Genomic DNA, 23,946 nt, shown 5'->3' with positions numbered 1-23,946 from the left:
GGTCAGGGCTCAGGCAGTTCTTCGATCTGCCGGGACGGATCGGCCAATCCCATTTCGTGCAGCACGCGGATGGCCTGCGCGCGGTTGCGCACGCCCAGCCGCTCCATGATGCGTGTCATGTGCGCCTTGACCGTGCGCAGCTGTACGCCCAGCCGGTCGGCAATCTGCTTGTTGAGCAGGCCCTCGGCCACCAGGCCCAGCACCTTGTACTGATGTGCCGACAGGCTGGCCAGGCGTGCGGCCAGGTCGGCATCCCTGCTGAACGTCGCCACCCGTGCCACCGGTTCGCGCAGCAGCGCCGGGATCCAGCGCTCGCCCTCCAGCACGGACTGCAGCGCGGACTGCAGCTCGTTCAAACCCGAGCTCTTGGGCAGATAGCCCGCGGCGCCAAGGTCGATGGCACGCCGGATGACCTGCGGCTCCTCGTTGGCGGAGACGATGATGATCGCCAGGCCCGGCTGCAACGCACGGATCGTGGCCAGCCCGGCCAGTCCGTGGTTGCCCGGCATGTGCAGGTCCAGCAGCATCAGATCGATCGACTGGTTCTCGATCACCTCCAGCACGCTGTCCAGCGAATCAGCTTCGCTGATCTGCAGATCGGCGACCGCCTCTTCCGCCGCGCGATGCAGTGCCGCGCGGAACAAGGGGTGATCGTCGGCGATGAGCAGGGTGGGCATGTCCTGGCGAGATTATCAAATCGGGTGCGCGCGCGAACAGGTACCTAGGTACGCTGGTGCAGCAGGAAGGGCTTGCTAGTGTGGTGCGGAGAAGGCCGGCGACCGCAACGCCGCCCACGAGGAAATGCCATGTCATCTGCCCCCACTCCCGATGCCAATGCCTATCCACTGCTGATCAAGCAGCTGCTGCTGATGCCGCTGGCGGTGAGCCCTGAACAGGAGATCGTCTACGGCGACCAGGTCCGATTCGACTACCGCACCCTGCAGGCGCGCATCGGCCAGCTGGCCGGCCTGTTGACCTCGCTGGGAGTCGGCCACGGCGACACGGTGGCGGTGATGGACTGGGACAGCAACCGCTACCTGGAGGCCTACTTCGCCGTGCCGATGATCGGTGCGGTGCTGATGATGGTGAACGTGCGCCTGGCCCCAGAGCAGATCGCCTACACGCTGAACCACAGCGGGGCGCGGGTGATCCTGGCCAACCGCGAGTTCCTGCCGCTGCTGGACGCCATCGACGAGCAGCTGCCGGACCTGCGCACGCGCATCCTGCTGGACGATGCAGGCGGTCCGCTGCCGCCAGGCTTCGCCACCGAGTACGAAGCGGGGTTGCGCGATGCCACGCCGATCGTCCGCTTCCCGGACTTCGACGAGAACGCCCGTGCCACGGTGTTCTACACCACCGGAACCACCGGGTTGCCCAAGGGCGTGTATTTCAGCCACCGGCAGCTGGTATTGCATTCGCTGGCGGCGATGGCCGCGCTTGGCGGTGCACCCCGTCAAGGCCGCCTGCATCGTGACGATGTCTACATGCCCATGACCCCGATGTTCCATGTGCACGCGTGGGGCCTGCCCTACGTGGCAACGGCGATGGGCATCAGGCAGGTCTATCCGGGGCGCTACCTGCCTGCGACGCTGCTGGCATTGATCGCGCGTGAGAAGGTGACCTTCTCGCACTGCGTGCCAACCATCCTGCACATGCTGCTGGAGCATCCGGACGCGGCGCAGACCGACCTGGAGGGCTGGAAGGTGATCATCGGCGGTGCCGCCCTGCCGCGTGCGCTGGCGCAGCGTGCACTGACGCGGGGCATCGACATCTTCGGCGGCTATGGCATGTCCGAGACCTGCCCTCTGCTCACCATCGCCCAGATCGACGTGGACAGCGTGACCGATGCCGATGAGGTGCTGTCGCTGCGCACCAAGGCCGGCATACCGGTACCGCTGGTGGACCTGCGCATCGTCGATCCGGACATGAAGGATGTCGCCCACGACGGCATCGCCACCGGAGAGGTCGTCGTGCGCGCACCCTGGCTCACCCAGGGCTACCTGCACGATCCGGATGCATCTGCAGCACTGTGGGCAGGAGGTTATCTGCATACCGGGGATATCGGCAACATCGATGAAAGCGGCTACCTGAGGGTGACCGACCGGATCAAGGATGTGATCAAGACCGGCGGTGAGTGGATCTCCTCGCTCGCCCTGGAGGACATCATCGCCCTGCATCCGGCGGTCAGCGAAGTCGCGGTGATCGGCATCGCCGACACGAAATGGGGCGAGCGGCCGTTGCCGCTGGTGGTCAGGCAGCATGGCAGTGAGGTGACCGAAGCGGAGATCATCGAACTGGTCGCTGCGCGAAGCCGCTCGGGGGACATCTCACGGTATGCGATTCCGGAACGGGTCAGTTTCGTGGAATCGATCGAGCGGACCAGCGTGGGCAAGATCAACAAGAAGAAGCTGCGTGGGTTGCATGACCCAGCGACTGGCTCGGGCCGTGGGTGATCTCCGCTTGATCGCCGAGGTCAGTGTTCGCACGGCGAGGTATGGAGCGGCACCCCGGAACCATGATCTCCCGAGGTACCACTGTACTGCAGCAGACCTGGTTCAGTTCTGCCAGGACCGGTCACCCTCAGTCGATGCAGGGTCCCTTCGCAGCGATCTCCGAGCCGGATCCCTTCGCACCGATGCTGGCCGGGCCCTGGCATGCATCAAAGCTGTACTTGATCAGCTTCCACGACCCACTCGACCATCGGTATGTCCACGACTCGGAAGCACCGCTCGGCAAGGTATTGGAGATCGAGATGACCTCGCCCTCCACACCGCGTGCAGGCAATGGAACAGGCGGGCCCGCCGCACCGGCCGGCTTCAGGCTGCCAGCAGACTGATAGCTGTGCGAGATGGCCAGTTCGCCCGTCTGCAACGCCGGCGCGTAGGCGGGCGAATTCCGTTTGATCCAATCGACGATGTAGCCGGCTTCCAGCGAATCCGACGCGTACGTGGCCTTCGCAACTACAGTGGCGGTCGCGGTGCCCGCGATCGGTCCTGCATTGACGCTTCCACCGGGGACTCCACTCAGTGCCAGCACCAATGGCAGCGCCGCGCCCAACAGCGAGAACTTCATACCCTGCTCCTTGTGTGTATGCAGCTTTCTCAACGGGCCGTCTATGACCCGCGGGCAGTGTAGGCATTGCGGACAGGCTGGGCATCGGCGCAGTCATGCCCATTTCTCATATCCATCAGGCTTCGAGCGCGAGCTGCCTTGCTGAAGGTCGCAGCGCCGATTGTGTTGAACGCGGCGCTCAGATCCGCGTCGTTGCCATGAAACGTTCGCGGTCCTGCTGCGTACGGCGGCGGATCTCCTCCAGCGCCTGGCTTTCGGTCGCCTGCAGCATGGCTTCGAACAGGCGCTGGAAGTGAAGGCGCATCGCATTGCGCGCGGCCACCGGATCACGCGCGCGCAGGGCTTCGAAGATCGCCATGTGCTCGTCCGCACGGCTGGCGCCATCATCATGGCAGACCCGGGCATAGACCTCGGTCACCCGCGGCAGTTCGCTGCGCATGCGCCAGATCTGCTGCACGAAGAATTCCACCACCGGGTTGCCGGAAAGCCGTGCGATGGCCAGGTGGAAACGGCGGTCGTACTCGCCGGCTTCCGCGTCACTCAGGTCGCGACGGCACAGCGCTTCGGCCAACGCCTGCAGCTCGGCAATGCCGGCATCATCCAGATTGCTGGCAGCCAGAGCGGCGGCCTCGGCCTCGAATACCGCGCGGGCGGCGGTGAGGTCGAAGGCGCTGACATCCGGCAGCCCGCCGGACGCCTGCGTCGGGCGCGGTTTCACATGCACGCCCGAGCCGATGCGGATGGCGATCCAGCCCTGCGCTTCCAGTGCGATCTCGGCTTCGCGGATGGTGACCCGGCTGACACCGAACCGTTCGGCCAGCTCACGCTCGCCCGGCAGCCGCGAGCCCGGCGGAAATTCGCCGTCCTCGATCAGCTTGCGGAGCTTGGCAGCGATGGTCTGGTAAAGGCGGTTGGCGGACATGCGGCTGACCCTTGGCGATTCCTTCCGGGTCCCTGCCCTGCCACCGCGGCCGGCAAGGGTCCGGTTGGAGCGACGGCGCGACCACTGGCCGCGCCGCCCTGTTCAGAACTTGTATCGTACACCGAAATACGCACGCCGCCCGTAGGTCACCACTTCGCGGAAGTTCCCATAAAGCGGCTGGTAGGCCACGCGCGGCTCGTTGGTCAGGTTCATCAGCTCCAGCGACAGCGACAACTGCTTGTTCACCCGGTAGCGCAGGCGCAGGTCCACGCTGGTGTTGTCATCGTAGTAGCGGTTCTGCTGCGCGGTGTTGCCGGTGAAGTCCTGGTAGTAGTGCGAGCGGAACTTGCCGATGGCCTGGATGTTGAAGCGCCCGACGTCCCAGTAGATCGAGCCGGACAGCACGTGCCGCGAGAAACCACTCAGGCCAGCCGGTGGCACGATGGCCGGAATGATCGTGCCATCGCTGGCCAGCTGCTCGCCCAGTCGCGAGTCCTGGGTCTGATAGTCGGCATCGGCGTAGTTGTAGCTCAGCTTGAAACCCAGCCCGTCGAACGGCTTGGGCAGGTACGACAGTCGATGGGTGGCGGTCAGCTCGAAGCCGGTCAGCGTGCTGTTCTCGTCGGTGGTTACCTGTTGCCGCACCGGTACGGTCACGCTCTGGCCGTCGATGGTGTAGGTCTCCGGCACCAGCGCAGTGGCGGTGCCGCCGTTGAACTGCTTCCAGTACACCGCGCCGGCCAGCATCGTGTCCGGGTTCGGGTACCACTCCAGGGAAAGGTCGCCGTTCCAGGACATCAGCGGCTGCGCGGCGGGGTTGCCGCTGGCGCTGATGTCATCCAGCGCGTCGGCCAGGTTGCCGTAGGTGGCATCACTGCTCACGTTGATGGTGCGCCCGGCACCCAGCGCGGCAATGTCCGGCCGTGACATCGCGCGATATGCACCGACCCGCAGCAACACGTCCGGGCGCAGCTCGAAGGCCGCGTTGAGGCTGGGCAGCAGCTTGTCGTTGCCCGCCTTGAACACCTGCGTGCTGTACTCGCCGGTGGGTTGCAGGCGGATCGTCCCGTCACCGTTGTCCTCGATGCGCAGCCCGGTACGCACGCCTTCAGAACGAACATCGGTCTTGACCCAGCGCAGGCCGAGGTTGCCGGTCACCGGCAAGCCGAACAGGGTGCTGCTGAACTCACCCATCAGATAGAGCGCGCGTGTCTTCTCGGTGATATCGACATTGTTCGGATCCTGGAAACCCGGATCCAGCCCGCTGTCGAGGCTGCCGCGGAACGACTGGTACAGGCAGTTCGGATCGAAGTACGCCCACGAGGAGATCGTGTTGCCGCTGGCGGCATCCATGAAGTCATCCTGCGGGAAGGGTGCACGGCAGGCCTGGTTGGCGGCGATGATCTTCGCTTTGTCGGCCGCCACGCGCTGGTCGTAGTCGGTTACCAGGGTGTTGTCGCGCAGGCGGTAGTCGGCCTGGCTGGCGCGCACGCCGCCCTTGATGCGGGTGAAGAAACCGGACTCCGGCATGAAGCTGGCATCGAAGCGGCCGGCCTTGATCCTGTGGTCATTCTCGGTGGCGCTGGAGGTCACCCGCGCCGCCCCCGTATAGGCGTCCCAGTTGTTGGGGTCGAAGTTCGGCGCCAGGGCAACACTGGGCACTTCGCCGTGCCAGTCCCAGTCATAGTCCACGTAGCCGGTGGCACCACTGCTGATACCGGGCACGACGGCATTGTTGACGTCGCGCTGGTTGGCGCGCAGGCGGGTCATGCGCTCGCTGTCGAGGCGATTGGTGTGCGAGTAGGAAAGATCGGTAGACAGCTCCCAGGCCGGGGTCGGGCGCAGGATCAGGTTCAGGCCACCCCCGGTGTATTCCTCGCCACGCCAGTAGCGGTTGGAGGTGGAATCAATCGAGGTGCTGCCGTGCAGGTGGCGCACGATACCGTCTTCGTCAACCTCGCGCTGGGTGATGCCGCGTCGTGCGTTGGACAGGCTCAGATCGCTGCGGTTCTCATACCAGTTGCGCTCGGTGTGCTCGAAGTCGACATTCAGCTCGACCACGTCATTGGGCCGCCACTGCAGCGCGGCGAACTCGCTCTGCCGGTCGTTGCGCTCCTGCTTGAGCCGGTAGATGCGGCTGCTCGGCACCAGGTAGTACGGCGCGCCGTTGGCGATGGCCTGCGCGGACACTTCGTTGCAGTTGGCATTGCCCACGTTCTGCGTGCCATCGCAGGCATACCAGGTGGAACCGCTGGTAATGCTCTCTTCCGGATCGGTGCCGTCCAGGCGCTGGAAGCCCAGCGAGATGCCCAGCTTCTGCCCGTTGCCGAACTCGAACTGATCGATGTAGCTGGCGGTGCCGCGATAGCCGATGCCGTCCTTGTCACGGTACTTGCTGTCGTACTCCGCCCAGCTGCCGCGCAGGTCCAGCTGCACTGCACGCTTGCCGTACTCCAGTGGGCGCACTGTTTCCAGGCCGATGGTGCCGGCCACGCCGCCTTCGATGATGTCGGCGCGCTGGGTCTTGTAGATGGCCACCGTGTTGATCAGCTCGGCCGGGAACATGTTGAAGTTCACCGAGCGGTCGCCGCTGCCGTTGGTGATCTCGCGGCCATTGAAGTTGGTGCTGCTGAGGAAGGCGCCCAGGCCCCGGATGGAGATCTCCGAGGCGCCGGTCTTGTCGCGGGTCGAAGCGGCGCCGGTCAAGGTCTCGATCGCATCGGCCAGCGACGGTGCCGGCAGGTCGCCGATGTCATCGGCCGAGAGCACGTCGGCGATGACCGTGTCGTCGCGCTTCTTGTTGATCGAACTCTGCATTGATTCGCGGATGCCGGTGACCTGCACCTGGTCCAGCGTGGTGGGATCCTGCCCTGACGCGTCCTTGCTGGACTGCGCCTGGGCCGCGGGCATGCCCGCCAGCACGGCAAGCAGCGCCACGATCAGGGGTGTGGGGGACAACGAGATGCTGTGCACTGCTCCGGCGGGTCGCCGCATGGTTTCCTCCTCCCAAAGGATCGCCTGCATGCCAGGCGTGGGACGCAGCTTCGGCACGGCGACATGAAAATGTCAACCAATTGGTATGCGAATGTTCAAATGCCTTTCATCCATACCAGTTGAATGCAATTTAATGTGCTCATGCAGCATGACTTTGCGCGAAAGCTGGCTTACAACGGACCCGGAAGTGGTATGCAGACCCACCCTGAAACGACGGCCCGGCCGTCTCTGGAAGGATTTCATGCGCATTCGTCCGCTTGCTCGACATCCGCTCAACAATCCTTCACTGTTTTGCCTGACCACTGGTCTGGCAATGTGCCTGACCACTTCAGCGGCAAGTGCAGCCAGCTGGCTCGTCCACGATGTCGCTGAGTTCACTACCGCCGCCTCGGCGCTGCAGCCCGGCGATGAGATCGTGTTGGCTGACGGCACCTGGACCGACGCGCGGTTGCTGCTGAAAGGCCAGGGCACGGCAGCCGCGCCGATCGTGTTGCGCGCGCAGACCGCCGGCAAGGTCGTCCTCAGCGGACGTTCGGACCTGCGCCTGGCGGGCAGCTACCTGCAGGTGTCCAACCTGGTGTTCCGCAACGGCTATACGCCGGGTGATGCGGTGGTGGCGTTCCGCGAATCCAGCAAGGCGGTGGCCCGCCACAGCCGGGTGACCGGCCTGGTGATCGATGACTACACCAACCCCGATGCCAGCGACCAGGACTACTGGGTATCGCTGTATGGCAGCAACAACCGGTTGGATCACAGCCAGCTGCGCGGTAAGACCAACGCCGGGCCCACGGTAGTGGTGGTGCGCGATGCCACCCAGGGCCTGGACAACCAGCACCGCATCGACCACAACTGGTTCGGACCGCGCCCGGCGCTGGGCGTCAACGGCGGCGAAACCCTCCGCGTCGGCACCAGCGACACTTCGTTGAGCGATTCCAACAGTACGGTGGAGAACAACTGGTTCGAAGGCTGCGACGGCGAGACCGAGATCATCAGCAACAAGTCCGGCGGCAATACCTACCGCGGCAACGTGTTCTACCGTTCGGCCGGCGCGCTCACGCTACGCCATGGCAACGGCAACCGGGTGATCGACAACGTGTTCCTGGGCGACGACAAGGCCGGCACCGGCGGCGTGCGCATCATCAATGCCGACCAGACCGTCAGCAACAATTACTTCGAACGACTGGCCGGCTCCAGCAACCGTTCCGCGCTGGCGGTGATGGACGCGCAGGCCGATCCGCCGCTGTCCGGCTATGCGCCGGTGGTGAATGCCACGATCAGCCGCAATACTTTCGTGGACGTGGCGAAGATCAGTTTCGGCGTCGGCCATGATGAAGCCAAGGGCATCGTGGTCGCCGCCAGCAACAGCCGCTTCAGCGCCAACCTGATCGTCAACCGCACCAGCAGGAACCCGCCGAATGCCGCCAGTTCGCTGGCCGGCCTCGACTTCAGTGGCAACGTGCAGTCACCGGCAGCCAGCACCGTATTCCCGGGCGGCGTAGAGGGGCGTGGCATCAGCCTGCAGCAGGCTGACAGCGGATTGTGGGTGGCCGCGCCCGCCCTGCCCGCCGTGGGCGCCGATCCTGCCCTGGCGATGACCGCGCGCGAGGCGACCGGCGTCGACTGGTATCCCAAGGTGGGCGAAGTTGCCCTGTCACGCACCCGCAATGGAGTTGATCGATGAGGTTGCAGCCGCTGTTCGTCTCCCTGGCCCTGGCCACCCCCTTTGCCCTGCTGCCGGCCGCGCCGCTGTTCGCAGCCCCCGCTGCCGCATCGAGGCAGGCCGACACCGCGCCGGTGCTGGTGACCGCAGCGCAGTGGCAGCGGATGGCCAGCGAAGGCGGCCGCTACCCGTGGTTCGCCAAGGAACAGGCGCGCACGGAAAAATCGCTGAAGAAGATGATGAAGGCCGGCATCGACGTGCCGGTACCGAAGGACAAGGGCGGCGGCCGCACCCATGAACAGCACAAGCGCAACTACCAGGCCCTGATGGCGGCCGGCACCCTGTACCGGCTGACCGGCGACAAGGTCTATGTCGACTACGCGCGCGACATGCTGCTGCAGTACGCCAGGCTCTACCCCACCCTGGGCCCGCACCCCGAAGGCCGCGGACAGATTCCAGGCCGCGTGTTCTGGCAGGTGCTCAACGATTCGGTGTGGCTGGTCAACGCCATCCAGGGCTACGACGCGATCCGCGACGCGCTGTCCGCCGAGGACCGCGACACCATCGAATCGAAGGTGTTCCGGCCGATGGCTGAGTTCCTCGTCAGCGAGCCGAAGAACTACGACCAGATCCACAACCATGCCACCTGGGCGGTGGCCGCCACTGGCATGACCGGCTACGTGCTGCGCGACCCTGAGCTGGTGGAGAAATCGTTGCGCGGCAGCCAGAAGAACGATCAGTTCGGCTTCCTTCGCCAGATCGACCTGCTGTTCTCGCCCGATGGCTATTACGAGGAAGGCCCGTACTACCAGCGCTACGCACTGGCACCGTTCCTGCTGTTCGCCAACGCCATCGAACGCAACGAGCCGCAGCGCAGGATCTTCGCGCGCCGCGACGGCGTGCTGCTGAAGGCGGTGGATGTGCTGGTGCAGTCCAGCTATGACGGCCTGTTCTTCCCGATCAACGATGCCATCCTGGACAAGGGCATCGATACCGAGGAACTGGTGGCCGGTATCGGCATCGCCTATGCGCGCACCGGTGACGACCGCCTGTTGTCGGTGGCCCAGCAGCAGAAACGCCTGCTGTTGTCCCCCGAGGGACTACAGGTGGCGCAAGCACTGGCCGCCAACAAGGCCAAGCCCTTCGATTACCGTCCAATGCTGCTGCGCGATGGCCCGGACGGCGACCGCGGTGGCCTGGCGATCCTGCGCATGAACGGCGAACGCGGCCAGGCGCTGGTGCAGAAGGACACGATGCAGGGCATGGGCCATGGCCACTTCGACAAACTCAACTGGCTGTTCTACGACAACGGCAATCCGGTGGTGACCGACTACGGCGCCGCCCGCTTCCTCAACGTGGAAGCCAAGCGGGGTGGCATCTACCTGGCCGAGAACCGCAGCTGGGCCAAACAGACCGTGGCCCACAACACCCTGGTGGTGGACGAACAGAGCCACTTCAAGGGCGACTGGAAGCGCGGCGAGGAGCATGCCCCGCAGGTGCGCTTCTTCCAGGCCGATGCCGATACCCAGGTTGCCTCGGCGACCATGCGCGATGCCTACCCCGGCGTGGTGTTCACCCGCACCCAGGCGCTGCTGCGCCACCCCGACCTGGGCCTGCCGGTGGTGCTGGACCTGCTGCAGGTGCACGGCGACAAGGCCGCGCGCTACGACCTGCCGCTGCACTTCAACGGCCACATCGTCACCACCGGCTTCGAGGCAGAACACTTTCCCACCCAGCGCCCGGTGCTGGGCAAGGACAACGGCTACCAGCACCTGTGGCTGGATGCACGCAGCACGCCCGGCAGCGAATCGCGTTCCCTGGCGTGGCTGCTGGATGGGCGCTTCTACACCTACCGCTTCGGCAGCAGTGCGCCGGCACAGGCGCTGCTGGTGGAAAGTGGTGCCAACGATCCCGAGTTCAACCTGCGCCGTGAACCGGCCCTGCTGCAGCGCGTGGAAGGCCAGAAGGACGTGACCTTCTTCAGCGTGCTGGAGCCGCATGGCGAGTACAACGGCACCGCCGAGTACGTGCACGGCGCGGACAGCCGCATCAAGGACATCATGCGCAGCCGGGGCAGCGATGCAGAGGTGATCGAACTGCGCCTGGCCAGCGGTGCACGCATCGCCCTCGGCGTGGCCGACGACAGCAGCGCCAAGGGCGAGCACAGCGTGACCGTGGACGACCATGCCTACCGCTGGAGCGGCAGCCATGCACGCATGGACCGCAGCAAGGGTGACGGAAAATGAACGGCCCTGCCGTGGTGGCCAACCTGCGCAAGGTGCCGGTGCGTTCAGCAGTGCGCTGGTTGATCGTGGGCCTGATCGCCGTCGCTACGGTCATCAACTACATCGACCGCAATGCACTGGCGGTGATGTGGCCGGAAATCGCCAGGGAAGTAGGCGCGACCAAGGACGACTATGCCCTGCTGGTAACGGTGTTCATGCTGTTCTACGCCGTCGGCCAGTTCCTGTTCGGCCGCCTGTTCGACATGATCGGCACGCGCCTGGGGTTCGCCCTGTCGATCAGCGTGTGGTCGATCTCGATCGCGCTGCACTCGATCACCCATTCGATGCTCTCCTTCAGCCTGGTAAGGGCGATGCTCGGCATCAGCGAAGCGGGTGCGTGGCCCGGCGCGGTCAAGGCCAATGCCGAGTGGTTCCCTGCGCGCGAACGCGCGTTGGCGCAGGGCGTGTTCAACGCGGGTGCGTCGATCGGCGCGATCGTCTCCGCACCCGCCATCGCCGGCCTCTATCTGTGGCTGGGCTGGCGCGGCACCTTCGTGCTGGTCGGTGCGATCGGCTTCCTGTGGCTGCTGCCGTGGCTGTTTGTCTACCGCGCCGGGCCGGACAAGCATCCGTGGGTGAGCGATGCCGAGCGCCGGCTGATCCAGCAAGACCAGGCCGGGCAACAGACAGAGGCGGCGCCCAAAGCCAGCGTGCGCGAGCTGCTGGCCCATCGCCAGAGCTGGGGCATGCTCGCCTGCCGCTTCCTGCTGGATCCTATCTGGTGGCTGTTCGTGTCCTGGCTGCCGATCTATCTCGCTGAAACCTTCGGCTTCGACATCAAGCAGATCGGCCTGTTCGCCTGGGTACCCTTCGTCGGCGCGATGCTGGGCAGCCTCAGTGGCGGCTGGCTGTCGGGTCGCATGATCCGCGCCGGACACAGCGTGGACCGCGCCCGCAAGCTGGCCATCACCCTGGGGTGCGTGATCATGGCCCCAGCCCTGCTGGGTGCTGTGCTGGCCAACCAGCCGCTGCTGGCAGTGCTGGCAATCGCTGCGGTGCTGTTCGGCTTCCAGGTAGCCATCGGCAACATCCAGACCCTGCCCGGCGACCTGTTCGACGGCCGTTCGGTGGGCACGCTGGCAGGCCTGGGCGGCCTGGCGGCGGTCGCCGGCACCTTGATCACCACTTGGCTGGTGCCGGTACTGACCCGCCATTCCTACGCCCCGATCTTCATCCTCGTTGCCGCGCTGGTGCCGCTGTCGCTGGCTGCGCTGTGGTGGTGGACCGGACCTATCCAGAAGCTCGACCGTCGCGGCGGCTGAGCCTGGGTCTCCTTCTTTTCCAAGTACTTCCATTCCCCCGCAAACCAAGGAGTTTTCCGCATGTCGTTCCAGGACAAGGTGGCCATTGTCACCGGTGGTGGCCGCGATATCGGCCGCGCCGTTTCGATCAAACTGGCTGCCGCCGGTGCACGCGTCTGCATCAACTACGCCCATGATGAAGCCAGTGCCCAGGAAACGCTGGCACAGATCCAGGCGGCCGGTGGCCAGGCCATCGTGCATCGCGCCGACGTCACCGATGCCGCCGCCGTGGCCGGCCTGGTCGCTGCGGTACAGGCCGCGTTCGGCGAGCGTATCGACCTGCTGGTGAACGTGGCCGGTGGCATGGTGCAGCGTCGGCCGCTGGCTGACATCGACCCGGCGTTCTTCCACACCGTGATGGACCTGAATCTGACCTCGACCTACCTGACCACGCACGCGGTGGTGCCGCACATGCGTGACGGCGCGGCCATCGTCAACTTCGCCTCGCAGGCAGGTCGTGATGGCGGCGGCCCGGGGGCATCGATCTACGCCACCGCCAAGGCGGCAGTGATGACCTTCACCCGTGCCATGGCCAAGGAGCTGGGGCCGAAGGGCATCCGCGTGAATGCACTGTGCTGCGGCATGATCGCCACTCGCTTCCATGATGAGTTCACCAAGCCGGAAGTGCGCACGGCCGTTGCCGGCGCTACCCCGCTGCGCCGCCAAGGGACACCGGACGAAGCCGCCGACGCTGCGGTATTCCTGGCCTCGGATGCGGCGGCGTTCATCACCGGTGCGAATCTGGACGTCAACGGCGGCACCTACTTCTCCTGACTGGAATCCTGACCATGCAGCGCTGGACGCTCCTGCTTTCATTGACGATCTGTTCCGCCGCGGCCGCGCCTGGCGCGTTGGCCGCACCGGTCTGGGTCACCGCGTGGACCGCCTCGCCGGCACCGGACCGCAAGGATGGCATCGCCGAGGCCCCCGTACAGTTCGCCGCGCAGACCGTGCGCCAGGACATGCGCATCGGCAGCCGTGGCGATGCGTTGCGGCTGCGCATCAGCAACGAACTCGGCACGGCGCCGTTACGGGTCGAGGACCTGCGCGCAGGAGTGAAAAACGGCACGTCCGCCCCTCTGCCGGTAACGGTGGATGGCCGCGCGGTCATCGAGGTGCCGGTGGGTGCCGCGCTGCTGAGCGACCCGGTACCGATGCCGGTGACGCCGCTGCAGGAGATCAGCGTGACGGCCTATTTTCCGCAGCCGACCCGCCCGGCGGTGCGCCGCACCGAAGTGCGGGTAGCGGACGGCAGGCAGACATCGGTTGCCGACAGCGTGCGGCTGAGCTACCAGCAGAACGTGTTCTCGGCCGTGATGGTGCAGCGCGCTGATCGTCCCCAGGTGATCGTGGCACTCGGCGATTCCATCACGGAAGGTGCCACCGCCCGTCGCGGAACCTTCAACCAGTGGCCGGAGCGATTGGCGCAGCGCCTGCAGCAAGCCTGCCCGAACCGGTTCGTGGTACTCAATCAGGGCATCAGCGGCAACAAGCTGCTTGACCATGGCCGCAGCCACAGCGCCCTGTCACGATTGGATCGCGATGTGATCGCGGTGGCCGATGCCGATCAGGTCATCCTGTTCGAGGGCATCAATGACATCCGCCACGGTGGTGGCACGCAGCCGCTGCCTGGACGCAGTGCGGCGGACATGCTGCTGGGCTATCAGCAGGTTGCAGCGCGACTGCATGCGCACGGCATCCGCGCCTGGCTGGGTACGTTGACCCCATTCGGTGGTTCCGAGCGCTACGAGCCCGTGTCCGCAGCGACCCGCACCTCGATCAACCAGTGGGCACGCGGTGGGAAGACCGGGTTCGATGGCATCATCGATTTCGATGCCGCGCTGCGTGACCCGAAGGCCGTGGAATCGTTGCCCAACGACATCACCCGCGACCACCTGCACCCCAATGACGAAGGCTATCGGCGCATGGCCGATGCCATCGATCTGCGCATGCTGGGCTGCACCCCCACCGAATGAGAGAGAACCGATGAGCCGCGTCGTTTGTTTCGGTGAACTGCTGCTGCGCCTGGGCGCACCCGGTCGTGAACTGCTGCTGCAGACACCGCAGCTGCAGGTCCACGTGGGGGGCGCCGAGGCCAATGTGGCGGTCTCACTGGCCTGTTTCGGCCACGATGTGCAGATGGTCAGTACGGTGCCCGGCAACGCGCTGGGCCGGCATGCCGTGGCCGAGCTGCGGCGGCATGGTGTGGGCGTGGCAGGTGTGCGTGAAGTCGACCGCGACCGCATGGGCCTGTATTTCCTGGCCACCGGCGCGCTGCAGCGCGCCAGTGAAGTGGTGTATGACCGGGCAGGTTCGGCATTCGCCAACACTGCACTTGCCGACCATGACTGGCCAACGCTGTTGCGTGATGCGCAGTGGCTGCACCTTTCCGGCGTCAGTCCGGCGCTGGGCGCCAATGTGGCCGAATCCGTCTTGAGCGCTGCACGGGCCGCACGCAGGTCAGGCGTGCGTGTGTCCTTCGACGGCAACTACCGACCTTCGCTCTGGCAGCGTTGGGGCGGCAACGCCGCCGCCATCCTGCGGGAACTGTTCGCAGAGGCGGATATCGTCTTTGCCGACCATCGCGATATCGAACTGGTGCTGGGACTGCGCTTCGCCGAGGACAGCCCCATCGCGCGGACCGAGGCGGCTGCAGCGGCCGCGTTCGCGGCGCTCCCGCACCTGCAGTGGCTGGCCTGCACCCAGCGCGACGTGGTGAGTGCAGACCATCACATCCTGGGCGCGCTGCTGTTGGGACGCGACGGTACCCGTGCGCAGGCCCCCTCGCGGCCATTGCCCGGTATCGTTGATCGCATCGGCGGCGGCGATGCGTTCGCGGCAGGCATCCTGCACGGGCTGGCGTCCGGGTTCGATGCAGAGAGCACCGTGCGCTTCGGTCTGGCGGCAGGTGCGCTGAAGCACTCCATTCCCGGAGACTTCAGTCCCGTGCGCGAGGCCGATGTCTGGGCGCTGCTGGAGAGTGACCAGTTCGACGTCCGGCGCTGATCTCGCTCCGCCGTACATGCCGCTCGGCCTGGCCAGCGGCACACGTACGCCGACCATGTACTTCAGCAGCGCCATGCCGAGCAATGCACCGGGCGTCAGCATTCAACGACGGAAGGCTCCTGCCCGCGATGGCGGCCTGGCAGCGCTGGGTGGCGGGATGTTCATGCGATCCTCTCCTGCGGAATTCAGCCCTGCACGAGGTCCTGCGCGCACCTACAGCGTCAGCAGCCACGCTTCAAGCGCCCGGGTGTCGCGCATGTCGCCCGTATAGCGATGATCGGGCACGTGCGGTTCATTCGAACCACGTACCCGCCCACGGAACACCTTCATCGGCACCGAGATCCTGGCCAGCCCGCTGGGCAACCGCTCCGGCCGCACGTCCATGTACAGACTGTCGGCCGAGGTCTCGACGCCCACCTGAACCGCGCCCAGCCGCTTCCACAGGTCCAATGCATCCAGGCAGGCCGAGCCACAGGAAGCATCGGCCACAACCAGGACCCTGCCCTTGCGCACAGGTCCGGCCTGGCTTGCGGCGGATGCTGGATCTGCGCTGGCCTCGGATGGCTCGCGCCACAAAGCCTCACCCCGGCCGCGAGCCTGCGCCATGCCTGCCGTCACCGATTCCAGCATGCGACGCAGCTCGGGCGACGCGTCGGGCGCCTGTTCCAGCTTCTGCAGGAAGCCGTGAAGCTGGGCGATGTTGCCCTCCGAGGTCCGCCACTCTACCCAGCTGCGGTCGGGCAGCGCATCGACAGCGGCCCGGCCCCAGATCAATCGCGCCAGTTCGATGCTCCATTGCGAAGCACCGCCAGTGTTGCCACGCACGTCCAGCACCACCGTCGGTGCCTGCTGCAGCCCTTCGGCTTGCGGTTCAAGCTGCTCAAGCAGCGCGGTCAGTTCCTTGAAGTTCTGCTCCGCAGGGTCGGCATTGAAGCTGCTGGTGGTGATCCAGTAACTGCCATCGGGCATCGCGTGCCAGCCGTTGGGGGGACGGAAGCTGCGCCGGGTATCAACCAAGCGCTCCTTGCGCTGTGCTGCCTGCAGCGGCTGCCACCGCAGTGCATAGGATGTCTCGCGTCCGCCCACCTGGAAAACGCAGGTACGCAATGCAGGCACGTATGGATTGCCCTGTTCTAGCAGCACTTCACCACCACCCTGGATACGGCTGGCCTGCAGGTTCCAGCGACCGCTGAAGTCACCCACCCGGCGTACAGCCAGCGTCTGCGCATCAATGCCGTCACACGACAGCAATTGCGCGCCTAGCGGCGGATGGCCCGGACCACCATCCACGGTCATGACCACCTGCGCATCGCCGTCGAAGCCGGTCAGGAAGCCCGGCCACTGCGTTGGAAGATCGGGAGCATCGGCAAGCGCGTTGAGGCTGACATGCCCATCGTTGAAGGAGGCCGCATAGCCCTTCATCGCCCACCAGTAGCCCGGGTAGCTGGCGACCCGTTCGGCGCGCGAGCGTGCAAGCGCCAGGGCATCGTCCAGCTGTGCGCCGAAACCAGGATTGCGCAGGTCCACGGCGCCCGGATGGCTGCCGCGCATGGCGGCGTCGGCAGCGTCCAGATCCTTCAACAGCGTATCCGACCAGTCGATCGGCGCGCCTTGCGCGTTAGGTGCCGCAAGCGCTGCACCGAGCAACAGCCAAGCAATGACCATGGATTCTTCCCGTCCCCGGAACAAACGCCAGTCTCGCAGTTCTACTGCCTGGCGTACCGCGCCCGCCGCAACGGGCGCGGCCTTCCATCAATGCAGCGGCACCTTCAACACCGAAGGCGCATTGGCCGGCGAACTGAAAGTCACCGTGCCACCCAGCTGGCTGATGCCCGCATACCGCAGGTCCACGGTGTCCACCACCAGGGTCAGGCGGCTGCCGGCCGGAAGGTTCCAGCTGCTGGCTTCCAACCGCAGGTCGATGGTCTTCGCGTGCCCCGGCGTGGCACCACGCAGCGTATAGGGCTTGTGGCTGATCAGCTGGCCGTTGCCCAGCACATCCTCGGCGTACAGGTAGGCGTACAGCGTGGTGTTGGCGCGGCTGGGCGTGACGGTCAAGCGTACCTCCGGCGTTCCATCCAGGCGCTGCGCACTCCACTGGATCGGCCCCTGCCAGACACCTGCGGCGTTGCGGCCCACGAAGGGCACATAGGCACCGGGCGGCAGGTTGATCATCTGCAATGCACCGGAGGCCATCGCCACGCCGGAATTGGCGGCGGTCAGCAGCCCGCTGCCGATCCGGTAACTCCAGCCGGTGCTGCTGCCGCTCGCGACGAGGCCGCCCGTGGGCAGCAGAAGTCCTTTGGGTGCGCTCAGCGCATAGCTGACAGCGCCGGCATTGGTCGCCTCCCAGTTCGGATAGGTACTCCAGCTGCCCTTCTGCGATTTCAGCTGTACTGCAGGCTGGCGGTCGATGCCATTGGCTTCACCCTTGAGGTAATGGTCGAACCAGTCGCCCACCGAATCGTAGACCTCGTTGGGAACACCCAGAGCGCCAAAGGCTTCGTTGAGCGCATGATCGCCGTGGCGCAACTGCAACTGCTTGGGGCCTTTCAACCGGGTGAAGAAATCGACCAGCTGGCCCGGCGGGAACAGGCTGTCGTTGAAGGCGTTGGCGAGGAACACCGCTGGCTGGTTGGCGTTGATCTCATCGATGCTGGACCCGGGGCTGCGCTGCGCCGCCACCGGCAACAGCGAATCCACCGCGCCCTGGTAGTTGCCGACCAGTACATTGCGATTGATGGTCGTCAGTTCCGGTCCCGGGCGGCCGGTGGCCAGGCCGGCTGCCACCAGCAAGGCGATGCCCTGCGCGCTGGGGGTGTCGTTGCTGTACAGCGAGGCCTGCAGATCGGCCCAGCCACTCAGCGCCGCCACGGCCTTGATGCGTGGATCGCGCGCCGCCGCCAGCAGGCTGGTGCCTGCGCCGTAGGAGATGCCCGAAACGCCGATCCGGGCCGGATCGGCGCGGGTGTTGTCCAGCGCCCAATCAATCAGGGCGCTGACATCTTCGACCGTGGCTGGCCCTGCGATGTCGATGCTGCCGCCGGACTCCCAGAAACCCCGCGAGCTGTAGCTGATCACCACATAGCCGCGCCGCGCCAGCGACTGCGCCACCCCCACATACTCCACGCTGGGTACCGCCCAGCTGCTGGGCATCACCAGCAGTGGATAGCGCCCGCTGCCCGCGTCCTGCGGTTCGATGACGAAGGCCCCGAGAGGCGTTCCATCCCAGCTGGGAATGGTCCGGTGGGTGGTCTTGACCGTAGCGGCCCAGGCGGTGGGCGCCAGTCCGGTCAGCAGGATCAACAGCAGCAATACCTTGCGCATCGTCGTCTGTCCCCGTCGGTGGTGGTGCAACGGGTTGGACCGTACCAGTGCGAATGGTGGGTGGCACCTTGCGACGCAACATGACGTTTGCTGCATTGCCGGCCTATGGGATCGATGCTATGAGAGCTGGGCCCCAAGGATGAATGGACGTCATGAGGTCACGCTTCCTGCTCTTCGCTGTACTGGCGCTATGTGCGCAACGAACCGTGATGGCCAACGAGCAGGCGTTCTCCGATGCGGCGGCCCGCGAGGTCTTCCGGCGCGCCGAACAGCTCTGCAACGGAGACCGGGGTCGATTGTGGGGTCAATCCCTGTGCGGGCCGATGATGCTGGTGGATCCAAAGAGCCGGCAGGTCATCGCCTCGCAGGCAGACGCACATGGTGCGCTGAAGGAGCGCGGCGATGTGTTCACAGGCCAGCTTCCGTCTGATGCGATCGTCGCCAACACCGCCGTGGACTGGTCCGGCACACGCTGGACGCAGCTGCTCTGGCCATTGCCGCAGGACGCGTCCCGACGCAGCACGCTGCTGGCTCACGAAATGTTCCATCGCCTGCAGCCGGCGCTGCCCATCATCGCACCGGCGGCAGGTGGAAACGAACACCTCGATTCGCTTGAAGGACGCTACTGGCTGCAACTGGAATGGCGCGCGCTTGCGGACGCACTCGAATCCACCGATGCAGTAGCGCAGCACACTGCGATGACGGACGCACTCGCATTCCGCGCCGAGCGCTACCGCCGGTTCCCTGCGGCCGCGCAGGAAGAAGCGGCGCTGGAATTGAACGAGGGCCTGGCCGAGTACACCGGCGTGTTCGTCGGCAATCCGACGCCGTCGACACGTATCCAGGCGGCACTGCATGACCTTCGCGCACACGTGGGTGATCGCAGCTTCGTCCGCTCTTTCGCCTATGCCACCGGCCCGGCCTATGGCCTGCTGCTGGACCAGGCGGCACCTGGCTGGCGCGGCGACCTCGCCCACCAGGCTCGCGATCTCGGCACGCGTCTGGCCGAAGTGACGCAGGCCCCATTGCAGCTGGACGCGACCACGCTGGGAGCGGCTGCCGCGCGCTATGACGGGCCGGAGCTGCACGAAGCCGAAACGCTGCGCGAGCAGCAGCGCCTTGCGCAGCTGGAACACAACCGTGCGCGCTTCGTGACAGGCCCGGTCGTGCGCCTGGATCTGCGCAACATGCGCATCCAGTTCGATCCCAACACCATGCAGCCGTTGCCAGGCCAAGGCATGGTGTATCCAGCAATGCGGCTGTCCGACATCTGGGGCAGCCTGGATGTCACCGACGGTGCGTTGCTGCAGAGCGACTGGAAGGTCGTATTCGTGCAGGCCCCGGCAAGTGCTGAACCGCCACTGGAGGGGCCGGGGTGGTCGCTGAGCCTGAAGCCGGGATGGTCGCTGCTGCCGGGAACACGCAAGGGCGACTACGTGTTGAAGACGAACCCCTGACCATCGCTACAGGCAGCGCGATGTCCTAGCACGCCTGCGTTTCATCCACGCGCCGCATGATCTGACACATCTCCAGTGCTTGCGCGCTGTCACAGCTTCGTCGTTTCGCCATTGACCGAAAGACGACAGCTTGTGACGCTTACGACACCGCACGGCCTCCGCGGCCCTGTCATCGCGGTCACGTCCCACGCATTCCGCACTACCCGACTCCGCAGTGTCCTCACATGACCTCGCTCCGGCCCGGTCGTGGCGGGCGGCTGCGTCCTGAATCCTCTGCTGGAGAATCGCAATGCGCCTTGCAGGTTTCTTCTTCGCGTTCGTCCTCAGTACCTTCGCCGGTGCCGCCCAGGCCCAGGTCGTCACCCTCAACAAGGGCGGCTTCGTGCTCACCTACGACTGCAGCATCCACAGCGCCACCCGCTACGAATACACGCTCACCGCCGACACCGGCTCCGCCGCGCGCCCGTCCAGCTTCTACAAAGACCCGGACCTGCCGGCCGGCTGCCTCGGCCAGAACAGCACCGCGTCGTATGCCAGCATCCGCAGCGGCTATGACCGCGGCCATCTGGTGACCTCCAACCACATGGACTACAACGCGACCTACATCCGTCGCGCCAACTACATGACCAACATCGTTCCGCAGGTTTCCAGCTTCAATCAGGGCGTCTGGGTGAAGGCCGAAAACGTGGCCGAGTGCTACCGCGACATCGCGCCGGTGGATGTCTACGGCGGCGTTGTCTATGGCGACGCGTCCAACGATTACTTCCTTGCCAGCCACGGCATTCCCACGCCGGAGTTCTTCTGGAAGACGATCATCACCCGCGACCCGAACACCGGCACCGCCAAGGCGATCAGCTGGATCATCCCGAACGAAGCGAACCTGGGCACCCTGGACAGCTACCTGGTGACCATCGCCGACCTCGAGGAGCTGCTGGGCGCCAGCTATGTGGCGATCAACGCGCCCGCTTCGCTGAAGAACATGCTGCCGGCCACCACCTGGCCGCAGCCGGCGGGCTGTGATCTGAGCTGAGCTGCCAGGACGCCCGTGCGGTCGCGATTCCGGCCGCACAGGCGCACTTCGCCTGGACAGGCACGGCGCAGTTGGATTCAGTGCTCTGCCACCTGCACCACCACTTTGCCGAACGGCCCCTGCTGCAGTGCTGCCAGTGCCGCAGGCAGGCCGGCGAACGAATGCACGCTGTCGATGACAGGCTGCAGGCGCTCGCGTTCGATGAAGCCGTTCATCCCCTCGAAGGCCCGGCGATGGCCAACCGAAACCCCCTTCAGGGTCGCGCGGCGCAGCATGAGAGGAACCGCCGGCATGTGCAGGTCGGGATCCTCGAGGAAGCCGATCTGCAGGATGTGCCCGCCCACTGCGAGCGCCTCCACGCTCTGGGCGAGGTTGCCGCCTCCGAGCAGCTCAAGCACATGATCGACGCCCTGCCCTCCGCTCAGCTCCATCGCTCGCGCGCCCCATGCAGGATGCTGCCGCGTGTTGATCGACGCCCATGCACCCAGCCGTTCTGCAAGGGCAAGCTTGCTGTCACTGCGTGAAGTCACGATTACCCGTGCTCCCAGCCGCTGGGCGAACTGCAGCCCGAACAAGGAAACACCACCGGTACCCTGCACAAGCACGGTCTGACCAGGAGCGAGTTGGCCGGCCTCGACCAGTGCAAACCAGGCCGTCAGCGCCGCCACCGGCAACGTGCTGGCCTGCAGGTCAGACAACGAGGGGGGCGTAGCGACTGCCACGTCCTCCGGCAGCACCACATACTCCGCCAGCACGCCCGGCAGCGGACCGCCCAGGGACAGTCCGTGCTGCAGCATCTCGGGCGGAGGCGCGCCATCGAGCCACTGCGTCCAGAAATTGCCCATCACCCGCTGGCCAACGCTGAAGCGTCGCGCTGGGCTTCCGGTTTCGACAATGACGCCGGCCATGTCCGAAGCGGGAACAAACGGGTGTGGCAGCGGACCGGACAACAGTCCGCCGTCGATCACCAGGCGATCGCGGTAGTTGAGCGACACGGCACCGACCTTGACCAGTACCTCACCAGGGCCTGGCCTGGGAATGGGGCGCCGTACGCAGCGCAGGTGAGCAGGGCCCGGGGCATCGAGCTCCCAGACCTTCATGGTCGAAACAGACATGGGAAATCACTCATTGGCGCGCGGAAGTGCGCCAGGAAAGTCTATTGACGCATGGAGGTGTTCAGTGACGGGATATTGTCGATACACTGAATCCATTAACTCCCCAATTGACGCATATGACCAGCTACAGTGCGGCGCGCCTGCAGGGCATCAGTGTGTTCGTCCAGGCCGTGGACGCCGGCAGCTTCACCGCAGCCGGTCTGCGCATGGGGCTGAGCAAATCGGCCGTTGGCAAGAGTGTGGCCACGCTGGAGCGGCGACTGGGCACCCGGTTGCTGGATCGCACCACGCGCAGGCTGGCGCTCACTGTCGAGGGCGCCGAGTTCTACCAGGTCTGCCGGCGCATCCTGGCCGAACTGGACGAAGCCGAATCCAACGCAGCGTCGCGGCGGCAGGAGGTTTCCGGCCTGTTGCGGGTCAGCCTGCCGGTAGCGTTCGGCCAGCGCTGGGTGATGCCGGTACTGATCGGACTGGCGCAACGCCATTCGCGGCTGCAGCTCGATGTCAGCTTCACCGACCGCAGGGTTGATCTGCTCGAGGAAAACGTCGATCTGGCCGTCCGCCTGGGGCCGCTTGACGACAGCAGCTCGCTCTCTGCCCGGGCGCTCGGCCGCCAGCATGCCGTGATATGCGCTGCACCCGGATACCTGGCGGCACGTGGCGTCCCGGTGCGCGCCGAGGATCTTGCCGGACACGACTGCATCACCTTCGGCCGGCAGGGGCACGCGCTGCCCTGGACGGTGCCGGACGGCTCCGGCGGGCTTGTCCAGCACCGCATTGAAGGGCGCCACCGCATCAGTGACGGCGATGCGCTGCGTAGCGCATTGCTGGCCGGGCTGGGCATTGCAGAAGCGACCACCTGGCTGGTGGGGGACGCGCTGCGCAGCGGCGCACTGGTGGCCGTATTCCCTGCCACGGGTAGCGCGGGCGCGCCCCTGCATGCGCTCTGGCCTACCACCCGCGACCTTGCTCCCAAGGTGCGTGCCGCAGTGGATGCGCTGGTCGAGGCGTTCGTTCCGTCTCCACCGTGGGAAAATACCCGCTGATCGCCCCCATGGCTGTTGTTTCAAGGAGCTGTAGATGTCCCGTTTCCCCTTCGATGCCGTGCTGTTCGACTGCGATGGCGTACTCGTTGATTCCGAGCCGCTGGTCGCCCGCGTGCTTTCGGAAATGCTGACCGAGCGCGGCTGGCCGCTGACCCCGGCGCAGGCCGGTGAGGTGTTCCTGGGCCAGTCCGTGGCCCATCTGGCCGGCCTGATCGAAGAACGCACCGGCAAGCCGTTCACCGAGGAATGGCTGGAAGAGTTCCGCCAGCAGCGCAACCGCGCGTTGGAACGTGACCTGGTTGCGATCCAGGGTGCGCCCGAGGCGGTGCGTGCGATCGCGGTGCTCACCGACGGCCGGATTGCATGCGCGTCCGGCGCCGATCTGCACAAGGTGAAGCTGCAGCTGGGCAAGGTCGGCATCCTTGATGCCTTCGGGGCCCACGTGTTCAGCGGCCAGGACATGCCGCACACCAAGCCGCATCCGGATGTCTATCTGGCCGCCGCCGCTGCGCTGGGCGTGGACCCGAAGCGTTGCGCGGTGATCGAGGACACTGTTACCGGTGCAACGGCCGGTGTGGCCGCTGGCGCAACCGTGTTCGGCTTCAGTGAAGGCGGTCCGCACCACAGTACGCCGGAGGCCCTGCGTGCGGCGGGTGCACAGGTGATCTTCCAGCGCATGGAAGACCTGCCCGCCCTGCTTGCCGCCCATGCGGTCGACGCGGTCGCCTGAC

At 65.9% G+C, this 23,946-nt stretch carries 18 protein-coding genes; 11 read left to right on the top strand and 7 right to left on the bottom strand.

What is annotated here, in order from left to right:
* Positions 1–2: 2 nt before the first annotated feature.
* Positions 3–677 (bottom strand): response regulator transcription factor, encoded by a 675-nt coding sequence (locus tag V3B48_RS00365; protein WP_032127250.1) that lies wholly within the window; start codon positions 675–677, stop codon positions 3–5.
* A 129-nt stretch (positions 678–806) separates the two neighbouring features.
* On the opposite strand from V3B48_RS00365, the gene V3B48_RS00360 reads away from it, so the two are divergent.
* Positions 807–2,453 (top strand): fatty acid--CoA ligase, encoded by a 1,647-nt coding sequence (locus V3B48_RS00360; protein WP_329892920.1) that lies wholly within the window; start codon positions 807–809, stop codon positions 2,451–2,453.
* A 127-nt stretch (positions 2,454–2,580) separates the two neighbouring features.
* On the opposite strand, the gene V3B48_RS00355 is transcribed toward V3B48_RS00360, so the two are convergent.
* The 3 genes from V3B48_RS00355 to V3B48_RS00345 form a co-directional block, all read right to left on the bottom strand.
* A complete protein-coding gene (locus V3B48_RS00355) occupies positions 2,581–3,072 on the bottom strand; it encodes a hypothetical protein (protein WP_329892919.1) in 492 nt (163 codons plus the stop codon).
* Between the two features lie 178 nt (positions 3,073–3,250).
* Positions 3,251–3,994 (bottom strand): FadR/GntR family transcriptional regulator, encoded by a 744-nt coding sequence (locus tag V3B48_RS00350; protein WP_049401514.1) that lies wholly within the window; start codon positions 3,992–3,994, stop codon positions 3,251–3,253.
* A 102-nt stretch (positions 3,995–4,096) separates the two neighbouring features.
* Entirely contained in the window at positions 4,097–6,988 is a 2,892-nt protein-coding gene (locus tag V3B48_RS00345; protein WP_329892918.1) for a TonB-dependent receptor, read from the bottom strand.
* 241 nt (positions 6,989–7,229) lie between these two features.
* On the opposite strand from V3B48_RS00345, the gene V3B48_RS00340 reads away from it, so the two are divergent.
* Genes V3B48_RS00340 through V3B48_RS00315 form a run of 6 tightly spaced genes read left to right on the top strand, consistent with a single transcriptional unit; the run spans position 7,230 to position 15,240 of the window.
* Positions 7,230–8,669 (top strand): polysaccharide lyase 6 family protein, encoded by a 1,440-nt coding sequence (locus V3B48_RS00340; protein WP_329892917.1) that lies wholly within the window; start codon positions 7,230–7,232, stop codon positions 8,667–8,669.
* Positions 8,666–10,894, top strand: coding sequence for an oligoalginate lyase (locus tag V3B48_RS00335; protein WP_329892916.1), 2,229 nt, complete (start codon positions 8,666–8,668; stop codon positions 10,892–10,894). The genes V3B48_RS00340 and V3B48_RS00335 overlap by 4 nt, the downstream gene beginning before the upstream one ends.
* Positions 10,891–12,195 (top strand): MFS transporter, encoded by a 1,305-nt coding sequence (locus tag V3B48_RS00330; RefSeq protein WP_329892915.1) that lies wholly within the window; start codon positions 10,891–10,893, stop codon positions 12,193–12,195. Before V3B48_RS00335 ends, V3B48_RS00330 begins: the two co-directional genes overlap by 4 nt.
* 60 nt (positions 12,196–12,255) lie before the next feature.
* Positions 12,256–13,008, top strand: a complete 753-nt coding sequence (locus tag V3B48_RS00325; RefSeq protein WP_329892914.1) for a glucose 1-dehydrogenase — start codon at positions 12,256–12,258, stop codon at positions 13,006–13,008.
* Positions 13,009–13,022: 14 nt separating this feature from the next.
* Positions 13,023–14,210, top strand: a complete 1,188-nt coding sequence (locus V3B48_RS00320) for a GDSL-type esterase/lipase family protein (protein ID WP_329892913.1) — start codon at positions 13,023–13,025, stop codon at positions 14,208–14,210.
* Between the two features lie 10 nt (positions 14,211–14,220).
* Positions 14,221–15,240 carry a sugar kinase gene (locus V3B48_RS00315; protein ID WP_329892912.1) on the top strand — a complete coding sequence of 340 codons (1,020 nt, stop codon included), beginning with the start codon at positions 14,221–14,223 and terminating at the stop codon, positions 15,238–15,240.
* 213 nt (positions 15,241–15,453) lie between these two features.
* Here V3B48_RS00315 and V3B48_RS00310 read toward each other — a convergent pair whose 3' ends face one another.
* On the bottom strand, positions 15,454–16,905 hold the full coding sequence (locus V3B48_RS00310) for a hypothetical protein (protein WP_329892911.1): 1,452 nt from the start codon (positions 16,903–16,905) through the stop codon (positions 15,454–15,456).
* An 87-nt stretch (positions 16,906–16,992) separates the two neighbouring features.
* On the bottom strand, positions 16,993–18,567 hold the full coding sequence (locus tag V3B48_RS00305) for an alpha/beta fold hydrolase (protein ID WP_329892910.1): 1,575 nt from the start codon (positions 18,565–18,567) through the stop codon (positions 16,993–16,995).
* Between the two features lie 143 nt (positions 18,568–18,710).
* Between V3B48_RS00305 and V3B48_RS00300 the strand changes: the two genes are divergently transcribed.
* Positions 18,711–20,024: a hypothetical protein gene (locus tag V3B48_RS00300; protein WP_329892909.1), complete on the top strand. Its 1,314-nt coding sequence runs from the start codon at positions 18,711–18,713 to the stop codon at positions 20,022–20,024.
* Positions 20,025–20,313: 289 nt separating this feature from the next.
* Complete coding sequence (locus tag V3B48_RS00295; protein WP_180837186.1) at positions 20,314–21,054, top strand: DNA/RNA non-specific endonuclease; 741 nt, start codon at positions 20,314–20,316, stop codon at positions 21,052–21,054.
* A 77-nt stretch (positions 21,055–21,131) separates the two neighbouring features.
* Here the strand turns inward: V3B48_RS00295 and V3B48_RS00290 are convergent, their stop codons facing one another.
* Entirely contained in the window at positions 21,132–22,169 is a 1,038-nt protein-coding gene (locus tag V3B48_RS00290) for an NAD(P)-dependent alcohol dehydrogenase (protein WP_329892908.1), read from the bottom strand.
* A 116-nt stretch (positions 22,170–22,285) separates the two neighbouring features.
* On the opposite strand from V3B48_RS00290, the gene V3B48_RS00285 reads away from it, so the two are divergent.
* Complete coding sequence (locus V3B48_RS00285) at positions 22,286–23,215, top strand: LysR substrate-binding domain-containing protein (protein WP_032127235.1); 930 nt, start codon at positions 22,286–22,288, stop codon at positions 23,213–23,215.
* A gap of 34 nt (positions 23,216–23,249) precedes the next feature.
* A complete protein-coding gene (locus tag V3B48_RS00280) occupies positions 23,250–23,945 on the top strand; it encodes an HAD family phosphatase (protein WP_329892907.1) in 696 nt (231 codons plus the stop codon).
* The last annotated feature ends 1 nt before the right edge of the window (position 23,946 follow it).

Source organism: Stenotrophomonas sp. SMYL20 (assembly GCF_036320045.1).
Lineage (GTDB): Bacteria > Pseudomonadota > Gammaproteobacteria > Xanthomonadales > Xanthomonadaceae > Stenotrophomonas > Stenotrophomonas maltophilia_A.
Note: the sequence above shows the minus strand (reverse complement) of the source record. Positions and strands in the feature narration are given on the sequence as shown.